This is a genomic window from Actinomyces sp. MRS3W (genome assembly GCF_032465695.1).
Classification (GTDB): Bacteria; Actinomycetota; Actinomycetes; order Actinomycetales; family Actinomycetaceae; genus Actinomyces.
Window position 1 is genome coordinate 1 of the sequence record NZ_JAWDJJ010000226.1, and the last position, 1,882, is coordinate 1,882.

Sequence of the window (1,882 nt, forward strand, 5' to 3'; positions counted from 1 at the left end):
AGGTCGGCATCGGCGTCGGGGGACAACAACACCGCGGTGAGGCCGACCCGCCAGGCGGCGAGCACGCCGCGCATGGCATCTTCCGGGGCGTCGCCTGGCACCTGCACCAGCGCGGCGCGCCTGCCCGCAGCGTCCGCCCGATCTGTGAAGTCGGCCAAGCCGGTGACGAGCGCGTCTCGGGAGACCGCTTCCGACCGGCCCGTGGCCCGCACCAGCGCCGGCTGCGTGCCGTTGCTGACCGGCGGCGTGAAGTCGTCCGCGCGAGGCATGAGGTCCGCGACGCCGTCAAGCACAAGCGGCGGCAGGTCCCCGGGCCAGCGCACGGCCAGGGCGGCACGCGGCACCAGGACCTGCAGCTCGGCGCTCGCCACCAAGCCCGCGGGGGCAAAAGCCACCGAAACGTCCGGGTCCGCCGCCATGGCGGCTGCTTGAGGCGCGCGGGTGGCGTCGAAGGCGACGGCGCCGCCGGCCAGCCATGTGCCGCAGCACCAGGTCACCGTCCGCCAATGCACACCCAGGCCAATGTGAACGAGGGGAGTGGCCACGGCCAGCTCGTCGCTGAGCAGGTTGGCGATCTTGCACTGCCACATGTGCAGCACGTGTCCGGTCAGCTCCACGCGCTCGCCGGGCGCGTACCACACCAGCCACGGGCGGTCGGCATCGGTGGCGGAGGGAAGGCAGGCGGTCAGCGCGTCGGTCACCCCCTGATCCAATCAGACTCCCGGGGCTCCTCGCGCTTCAATGGTGCGGGGTGGACGCCGTGAGCCGGGGTGCGCCGGGTGCGGGAGGCGCCCCGGGCCCGCGGCGGGTGCCGGGCCGGCGCGCACGGCCCAACGGGGTGGCAGCGGGCTTACACAGCTGATTGACAGGAAATTGTCATAAAAGCCTCGGCGGGATGGTGCGCCATCATCGCGGCACCCGGCGTGACCCGGGCCACGCCGGGCGAAAGTCCCGGTGGTGTGAACGGGGTGGTCGGTGGGGTGTGGGCCATCGCAATTGAGTGAATTTCGCGGCCACGGCTTGACTCAACGCGGCTCACACCCGTGTAATTCTACGTAAACATCGTCCGTATCCTGAAGGGAAGCCATCGTGTGGAACATCCTCGGCGACGGTCCGCTTGAGCGGTCCGACAACGCCGACGACGAGGCGCTCCTCCTTCTGCTCGGCGACGACAATCCCGACGAGGGCCCCCTGGCGTGGCAGGAGCGCGCTCTGTGCGCCCAAACCGACCCCGAGGCCTTCTTCCCTGAGAAGGGTGGCTCCACCCGCGAGGCGAAGCGCGTGTGCGCCTCCTGCGAGGTGCGCGAGGAGTGCCTGGAGTACGCCCTGGCCAATGACGAGCGCTTCGGGATTTGGGGAGGACTGTCCGAGCGCGAGCGCCGCAAGCTCAAACGGCGCGCGGTATGAGCCGGGCCGGGAGCGCCGGACAGCAAGCATCATCACCGGGCGGGGTCCTCGCGGTCCTCGTCTCAGCCGGAGTCACCCCCTACCTGCCCAAAACCCTGCGGGCGGTGGCCGGCCAAAGCGTCGCCCCCGACGTCCTGCTCATTGTTGATGTCGCCTCGCGCGCCAACGGGCTCGGTGACGGCACTCCGATCGAGGAGGCCGTCGTCGACTCCGGCGCCGACGCGGTCACGGCCGTGCGGGTTGTCCACGTGCCCGACGCCACCGGTTTCGGAGACGCCGTCAAGCGCGGCCTGGCCAAGTACGCCGAGCTCGTTACCAAGGGAAATCGCAAACGTCCCCGCCGCGGCCAAGCGGATCCTGCCTGGGGCACACAGCGGGCAGGGGAGTGGTCGAGCGGCGGACCCGACTCCGGCATCAACTCCGGACCGCTGACGGGCCCTACCGGCGCCATGTCGCCGATCTCCGAGACCGAGAC

2 protein-coding genes and 1 pseudogene are annotated in these 1,882 nt (G+C 70.8%); 2 read left to right on the forward strand and 1 reads right to left on the reverse strand.

Translation table 11 applies throughout. The features are described 5' to 3' along the window. On the reverse strand, positions 1–701 hold a 701-nt coding region (locus RWX45_RS08655; protein WP_316023327.1), incomplete at its 3' end, for a TIGR03089 family protein. 457 nt (positions 702–1,158) lie between these two features. Between RWX45_RS08655 and RWX45_RS08660 the strand changes: the two genes are divergently transcribed. Together RWX45_RS08660 and RWX45_RS08665 are read left to right on the forward strand one after the other, a co-directional pair. Next, positions 1,159–1,407, forward strand: coding sequence for a WhiB family transcriptional regulator (locus RWX45_RS08660; RefSeq protein ID WP_410050702.1), 249 nt, complete (start codon positions 1,159–1,161; stop codon positions 1,405–1,407). Continuing rightward, positions 1,404–1,882, forward strand: a pseudogene (locus RWX45_RS08665) (glycosyltransferase family 2 protein); the annotation flags it as partial. The gene RWX45_RS08660 and the pseudogene RWX45_RS08665, both read left to right, overlap by 4 nt.